General features: G+C 69.9%; 7 protein-coding genes. 1 reads left to right on the forward strand and 6 read right to left on the reverse strand.

Annotated features, from left to right (window positions below; all coding sequences use genetic code 11):
• From GBZ26_RS25105 to GBZ26_RS25125, 5 genes are all read right to left on the reverse strand, one after another.
• A partial coding sequence (locus GBZ26_RS25105; RefSeq protein ID WP_174441172.1) for a HAMP domain-containing protein occupies positions 1-898 on the reverse strand: 898 nt, incomplete at its 3' end.
• Positions 899-1050: 152 nt separating this feature from the next.
• Positions 1051-1776, reverse strand: a complete 726-nt coding sequence (locus GBZ26_RS25110) for an ABC transporter ATP-binding protein (RefSeq protein WP_174441173.1) — start codon at positions 1774-1776, stop codon at positions 1051-1053.
• Positions 1776-2765 carry an ABC transporter permease subunit gene (locus GBZ26_RS25115; protein WP_174441174.1) on the reverse strand — a complete coding sequence of 330 codons (990 nt, stop codon included), beginning with the start codon at positions 2763-2765 and terminating at the stop codon, positions 1776-1778. The genes GBZ26_RS25110 and GBZ26_RS25115 overlap by 1 nt, the downstream gene beginning before the upstream one ends.
• A complete protein-coding gene (locus GBZ26_RS25120) occupies positions 2762-3631 on the reverse strand; it encodes a branched-chain amino acid ABC transporter permease (protein ID WP_109138729.1) in 870 nt (289 codons plus the stop codon). Before GBZ26_RS25120 ends, GBZ26_RS25115 begins: the two co-directional genes overlap by 4 nt.
• 98 nt (positions 3632-3729) lie before the next feature.
• A complete protein-coding gene (locus tag GBZ26_RS25125; protein ID WP_247884902.1) occupies positions 3730-4653 on the reverse strand; it encodes a L,D-transpeptidase in 924 nt (307 codons plus the stop codon).
• Positions 4654-4748: 95 nt separating this feature from the next.
• Between GBZ26_RS25125 and GBZ26_RS25130 the strand changes: the two genes are divergently transcribed.
• Entirely contained in the window at positions 4749-6554 is a 1806-nt protein-coding gene (locus tag GBZ26_RS25130) for a tetratricopeptide repeat protein (RefSeq protein WP_174441176.1), read from the forward strand.
• Positions 6555-6627: 73 nt separating this feature from the next.
• Here the strand turns inward: GBZ26_RS25130 and GBZ26_RS25135 are convergent.
• Positions 6628-7041, reverse strand: a 414-nt coding sequence (locus tag GBZ26_RS25135) for an ankyrin repeat domain-containing protein (RefSeq protein WP_174441177.1), incomplete at its 5' end; no start/stop codon positions are given.

The following is a 7041-nucleotide window of genomic DNA, read 5'->3' on the forward strand; positions in this document are numbered from 1 at the left end:
GGCTGGCGGACGGCTCCGCGGTGGCGGGGGTGCGGCGGGCGGGGGCGTCCTGCTCCGCCTGCTCGCGCGCGGCGGCTTCCCGCGCGGCGATCATGTTGTCCTTGAAGACCAGCACCGCCTTGGCCATCTGCCCGATCTCGTCCCCCCGCCCGGTGGCCGGCACAGGGGTCGCGGCGTCGCCGTCGGCCAGCCGCCGCATCGCCTCGGTCATGGCGCCCAGCGGCCGCACGATGGAGCGCGCGGTCAGCAGGATCGCCGCCGCCGCGATCAGCAGCCCCAGGGTCAGCAGAACCGCCTGGATCATCACCAGACGGTCGGCGCCCTGGATCATCCCCTCCGTGTCGGCCTGCAGCAGGGCGCGCTGGCGCGGGATCAGGCCGCTGGAGTCGTTCGACCGGGCGTCGCCGACCAGCAGGCTCATCACCTGGTTGGCGCGCGGGATCGCGTCGTCGTTCAGGGAGTTCAGCGCCCCCATCTGGTCGCCGATGGTGCCCAGCGATTCCGCCATGTCCTGATCGCGGCGGAGATGGTCGAGCAGCGGCTTCACCGCGTCCCAGGTGGCCTGGACCTGCGGATCGGACCAGCGGGCGGACAGGCCGTCCATCTCCTGGCGCAGGGCGTCGATGCGGTCCCAGGCGACGTTGCGCTCCTGCTTCAGGTCCTCGCGGTTGGTCAGCAGATAGCCCTGCATGGCCGCGTTGGTCGCGGTGACGGATGCGACGATGCCCTGCCCGGCCAGCGCCGTCGGCATGCGGACATCGGCCACCAGACGGCTGAGCGTCTTCCCGTTGTCGGTCAGCAGCAGGCCGGTGCCGACCGTCACCACCAGCACCGCGATCACCGCCGCGAAGCCGATGGACAGCCGCTGGCCAATCCGCAGATTGCCGAGTGCCTTCATTCGTTCCTCCCGTGCAGCATCCTTTCCGGACGCTTGATTTCTCGACCGGACGTTGCTGTGTCGGTCGTTGCCCTTATCTGGGAACGAATGATGGGCCAACAAACATTAAAGGAGTGTTTCCAGCGCCGGGGCCGCCTGGGGCGAACGGCCGGTCAGATATCCTCGGCGCCCAGATACGATTCGATCACCTTGGGGTTCGCCACAACTTCAGCGGGCAGGCCATCCGCGATCTTCTCCCCGTGGTCCAGGACGACCACCCGGTCGGACAGGGCCATCACGGCGCGCATCACATGCTCAATCATCAGGATCGTCATGCCCTCGCGCCGGTTCAGGTCGCGCAGCACCTCGACCATGCGGTCGACCTCGGTCGGGCGCAGGCCGGCCAGCACCTCGTCCAGCAGCAGCAGGTTCGGGCGGGTGGCGAGCGCGCGGGCGACCTCCAGCCGCTTGCGGTCCGGCAGGGTCAGGCTGCGCGCCGGGCGGGTGGCTTGATCGGCCAGCCCCAGCCGGTCCAGCACCCGCCGGGCGTGGTCGCGCGCCGCCGCCACCGACCGTTCGCGGGCCAGCGCGCCGACCACCACATTCTCCTCGACCGACAATTGCCCGAAGGGCTTGACGATCTGGAAGGTCCGGCCGATGCCCGCCGTGCAGATGTGGTTGGGCTTCAGCCCGGTGATCGGCGCGCCCTTCAGATGCACCCGCCCCTCATCGGGCGGGAAGACCCCGGCGATCAGGTTGAAGGTGGTCGTCTTGCCGGCGCCGTTCGGCCCGATCAGCGCGACGATCCGGCCCTCCGGCACGGAGAAGCCGACGTTGGAGACGGCCTTCAGCCCGCGGAACCGCTTGGACAGGCCCTCGACCTCCAGAAGCCCGGCCATCACGCATCCTCCCCAGGGCGGCGGACGAGCCCGAGCCGGTCGGCCAGCCACGGCCACACACCGTCCGGGCGGTAGACGACGATCACCACCAGCGCCACCCCGTAGAAGAGCTGCTTCAGGCCCGGCAGGTCGAAGCCGGTCGCCTCGATCAGGAAGGTCAGCAGCTCGCCCAGCGGGGTCAGGATGAAGGCCCCGAGGATCGGCCCGATCAGCGTGCCGATGCCGCCGACGATGGCCGGCAGGATGATCTCGATGGAGCGGCCCATGGAGAAGACCTGCTCGGGGAACAGGTTGTTGAAGTAGAAGGCCTGGAACACCCCGCCCAGCGCGGTCAGGGCGGAGGACACGGCCACCGCCGCGATGCGGGCGCGGAACAGGTCGACGCCGACCGCCTCCGCCGCCTCCGGCTCCTCGCGCACGGCCAGCCACTGGTAGCCAAGCCGGCTGTGCAGCAGGACCCGCGACAGGGCCAGCGCGGCCAGGACCAGCGCCAGGATCACGTAGTAGAACAGCTCCGGCGAGCCGCGCAGGTTCAGCAGGTCGTTGCCGGCGTCGCCCGCCACCGGGATGAAGAAGCCGCCCGAGCCGCCGAACCATTGCAGATGGTCGAAGCCGATGCGCGCGACCTCGGCGAAGGCGATGGTCAGCAGCGCGAAATGCACGCCGCGCACGCCGAAGCGGAAGCCCAGGAAGCCGATGAAGCAGCCCGCCGCCGTCGCCGCCAGCATGGCCACCCACATGCCCGCCCAGGGGCCGATGCCGAAATGCACGAACAGAGCGGCGCTGGCGTAGGCCCCCAGCCCGACATAGAGCGCGTGGCCCAGCGACAGCAGGCCGGAAAAGCCCATCATCACGTTCCACGCCTGCCCGACATAGGCGAACCACAGCACCGTGGTCAGCACCGAAAGGACGTAGCGGTCGGCGACCATCGGCGCGGCCAGCAGCAGCGCGCCGCACAGCGCCAGAAGGACGATCCCGCGCCCCGTCACGACCGTTTCCCCAGCAGGCCCTGCGGGCGCAGCAGCAACACCACGATCAGCACACCATAGCTGAAGAGGGATTTGAGCGAGGGGTCCAGCAGGAAGCCGGCCATCGCCTCCGAAAAGCCGATCAGCATGCCGCCGAGCAGGGCGCCCGGCAGGCTGCCCAGCCCGCCGACGATGACGATGATGAAGCTGAGCAGCGTGTATTCCGGCGCGAGCTGCGGCCGGGAGTCGACCAGCAGAGTCATCAGCGCCCCGGCGATGCCCACCACCCCGGCGCCGATGCCGAAGGTCAGCGCGTAGAGCCCGTCGATGTTCAGCCCGACGACGCGGGCGCCCAGCGGGTTGTCGGCGCAGGCGCGGATGGCCTTGCCGGTGCGGCTGAAGCGGAAGAAGGCGAACAGCGCCACCGTCACCACGATCGCCCCGGCTCCGGCGCGCAGCCGCACCGCGTCGAGCAGCAGCGGCCCGATCTCCACCGTGTCGAAGCTGTAGGGCACCATGACGTTGCGCGAATCCGGCCCGAACAGCATCAGCATGGCGTTCAGGATGATCGTCGCAATGCCCAGCAGCAGGATGAACTGCATGTGCTCGGGCCGCTCCACGAAGCGGTTGACCAGCCCGCGCTGCAGCACCCAGCCGAAGGCGAACAGCACCGCCGCGACGACGGGCGCCGCCAGGATCGGGTCGAGCCCGAGAACTCCGGCCAGCAGCACGGCGCCGTACATGCCGGCGACCATCATCTCGCCATGCGCGAAATTGACCACGCGCACGACGCCGAAGATGACCGACAGGCCGAGCGCCGCCAGCCCGTAGACCAGTCCGGTCAGCAGGCCCGACGCGGCGATGTTCAGGTAATAGTCAAACGGCATGCACGATTCGCCCTTGGGAGAGCCCCGGATGGCCAAGCCTGAGCGGCGTAGCAGTCCTTCGTAGTCGTGACAAGTTTCCTGTGCGGATCCGGCGGCGATCAGCGGCGCTTTGCCTCCTCCAATCGCAGGGTCAGGGCGTCGCTCAGGCAGGCCCGCGCGGCGGCAGCGACCGCCGGGTCCTCCTCCATGCCGCGGCGGACCCAGCAGCGGGCGGTGATGCGGTCGTCGAAGCGGCGCTCCTCCTGAAGCAGCGCATAGGCCGCGGCATCGCGGCGCTCCGCCGGCAGGGCGGCGAGGTGGCGCTGGTGCAGGCCGCGCGCCCGCCCGTCCAGCGCGGCGAGGTCCGGCACCGTGCAGATCATCCGGCGCAGCGGTGCGCCGGCCGTGGCGCAGCGCGGGTCGGGCAGGATGGGAAGCGGTGGCGCAACCTTCGGAAGGGGCGCCGGGGTCGGAGCCGGGAACTCCGCCGCGACGGCGACCGCAGCGGCGGCTTGCGGTGGCGGGAGGACCACCGGCCCGGAGACGACTCGGACGGGGGTTCCGACCGGCACCATCTCAAACAGGGTGGCGATGTCGGCGGGCAGCATGCGGAAGCAGCCGCCGCTGGCCCGGCGGCCCACCGAATCCGGCTCGTTGGTGCCGTGGATGGCGATGGCCGTCCAGCCGAGGTCGAGCGCGAACTTGCCCAGCGGGTTGGACGGCCCCGGCGGCACCGACGCCGGCAACGCCGGATTCTCCCGGCGCTGGTTGGCGGTGGGGCGCCAGGTCGGGTTGCGCCGCTTGCGCAGGATTTGGCTGTCCCCCAGCGGAATCGCCACGCCGGGCCGCCCGATGGCGACGGGGAAGGAGCGCGGCGGGCGTCCCTCCTCCAGCAGATGAAGCCGGCGCTCCGTCAGGCTGATGACGATTTGCCGCGCCGGAGTGGTTTCGGCGGCGGTGGCGCCGCCCTGCGCTCGGGGGACGCCAGGCGAAACGAACGCGAGGGCAATCGCCAGGGTTGCCGTCGGGACAAGATGCCACAAGAATGTCGCGGTGCGCTGCATGGGAAAAGTTCAGCGCATCCGCCCTAAAAGCGCGTAAACATGCCGTCAGGGACCAAGCAGCAGGAACGCCGACCATGGACACCATCGAACAGACGCTGGCCGTTGCGACCGAACACCACCGCGCCGGCCGCACCGCGGAGGCGGAACGCCTGTACCGCGAGGTGCTGGCGGCGTCGCCCGGCCATCCGGACGCGCTGCACCTGCTTGGCGTCATCGGGCTGCAAGGCGGGCGTCCGGCGGAGGCGGTGGACCTGATCGGACAGGCGGTGGCCGGCGACCCGACTTCACCCCTGCTGCACGCCAATCTCGGCCACGCCCTGCACGCCACCGGCCAGACCCGCGACGCGGCGGTGAGCTTTGCCCGCGCCCTGACCCTGCTGACCAACGAGGGCGAAGGCTGGGGCAACGTCAGCGCTCTGGCTGGGCTGATCCGCCGCTACGACGACGAGACCCGCCGCGCCGCAACGACGGAAGTCGATGCGGGATACGCCATGGGCGACGTGATGCGGCGCCACTCGCTGCTGTTCTGGCTCGACGGCGACGTCGCCCATTACGAAGCGCTGACGGACGCCGTCCTGGAAGACCCGATGCGCTTCACCGTGCCGTCGATCCATTACGCCTTCTGGGGCATGGCGATGCAGCTGTTCCAGGGTGCGGCACGGCACGGCAATGCCGGCGCCTTCCACACCGGGAACCTCACCGATTACTACCGACTGATGGTGGACGAGACGGCGCTGCGCTACCACCTGCGCCGCCGCATGAAGCGCGCCACGCCGCGCGGCGAGGTGAAACGGATCGCCCTGATCACCAACCAGATGCTCGGCGCCGGGCACCAGCCCACGGCGGACGCCTTCGACTTTGCCCGCCGCCTGCAGGACGAATTCGGGCGCGAGGTGGTCATCATCAACCCGAACGCCATGGCCATCACCGGCGAGAACGGATTCGTCCCCGAATATTCCTACAACATCACCGAGGACTATGACGGGGAGCAGGTCATCGCCGCCTTCGGCACTCGGGTCCGCATGATGTCCTTCCCGCAGAAGCGCTTCGACGAGGAGAAGGTGAACGCCATCGTCGATTACGTTGACGGCTTCGACCCCGACGTGATCGTCGCCTTCGGCGGGTCCAACGTGGTGGCCGACCTGTTCTCCGGCGCGCGCCCGGTGATCTGCCTGCCGACCTCCTCGGGCCTGCCGCTGTCGATGGCCCGGCTGGTGCTGGGCTATGGCGAGGCCGACACGCCCCAGGGCTGGCCGGCGGACATGGCGGAACGCTTCCGCCCCTTCTCCTTCGGCTGGACCCTGCCGCCCACGGGGCCGGAGCGCAGCCGCGCCGATTTCGGCATTCCCGAGGTCGGGCCGGATGGGGGGCCGCTCTTCCTCGTGGTCGGCAACCGCCTGGACCAGGAGGCCGGCCCGGACTTCCTGGCGCTGGCGGATTCGCTGCTTGACCGCCTGCCGGAGGCCCGGATCGCCGTCGCCGGCGGCGTGGAGTCGCTGCCGCAGCGGATCGCCGCCCTGCGCAACGCCGACCGCGTCCACACGTTGGGCGACGTGGAGGACGTGCGGGCGCTGCACCCCCTCGTCACCGCCTATCTGAACCCGCGCCGCCAGGGCGGCGGCGGCAGCGCGGCTTTCGCGCTGGCCGACGGGGTTCCGGTGGTGACCATAGCGGCGGGCGACGTGGCGACCGTGGCCGGACCGGCCTTCACGGTGGCCGACGACGCGGCGTTCCTGGAGCGCGCCGCCGCGCTGGCGAGCGACGCGGCTTTCCGCGACCGGCAGTCCGCCGAGGCCCGCGCCCGTTTCGCCACGGCCGGCGACCGCCGCGCGTCGGTGGAACGGCTGCTGGCCTACGGGCTGGAAGCCCAGACGGCGTAAGGGGAGAAAGGCGGGAACGTCGGCGCATAGCCGGCCTTCCCGCCTTGCGGACTGCCGCTCACCCCCAAGGTGGTTAGGGCCAGCGTCCCGTCTTCTCACACTCCTGGGCGTCGTTTGCCGCTCTGATGCGACAGTAACTTCCGGCACCACCCGTGTCGCACAGGCGCGTCGCCTCGTGATACATACGCGTGCAATAGTTATCTTGTGCTGGTTTGGGACCAGCTTTCTTCGCACCGCCTAGAAACGTTCGCACATTGGCGTCGGAAGTAAGCTGAGCGGCTGTTTCTCCATTGTTGTTTCGTGCTCTTTGATCAGCGCCGCGTCCGACCAGATATTGCACGCTCTTCAGATTGCCTTTCCAAGCGGCAACCATCAGCAGCGTCCATCCATCGCTGTTCCGGGCGTTTATATCCAGCCCCGAATCGAGCAGCCGCGCCAACTCATCCTGCTGGTTGTACTCGATCGCCCAGCGTGCGCCCGTCCAGGC

The organism is Azospirillum formosense, assembly GCF_013340925.1.
GTDB classification, from domain to species: domain Bacteria; phylum Pseudomonadota; class Alphaproteobacteria; order Azospirillales; family Azospirillaceae; genus Azospirillum; species Azospirillum formosense.

Excerpts from the sequence above, each read along its gene's own strand:
- GBZ26_RS25120 (WP_109138729.1), bottom strand. The coding sequence starts at position 3,631 with ATGCCGTTTGACTATTACCTGAACATCGCCGCGTCGGGCCTGCTGACC.
- GBZ26_RS25130 (WP_174441176.1), top strand. The coding sequence starts at position 4,749 with ATGGACACCATCGAACAGACGCTGGCCGTTGCGACCGAACACCACCGC.
- GBZ26_RS25110 (WP_174441173.1), bottom strand. The coding sequence starts at position 1,776 with ATGGCCGGGCTTCTGGAGGTCGAGGGCCTGTCCAAGCGGTTCCGCGGG.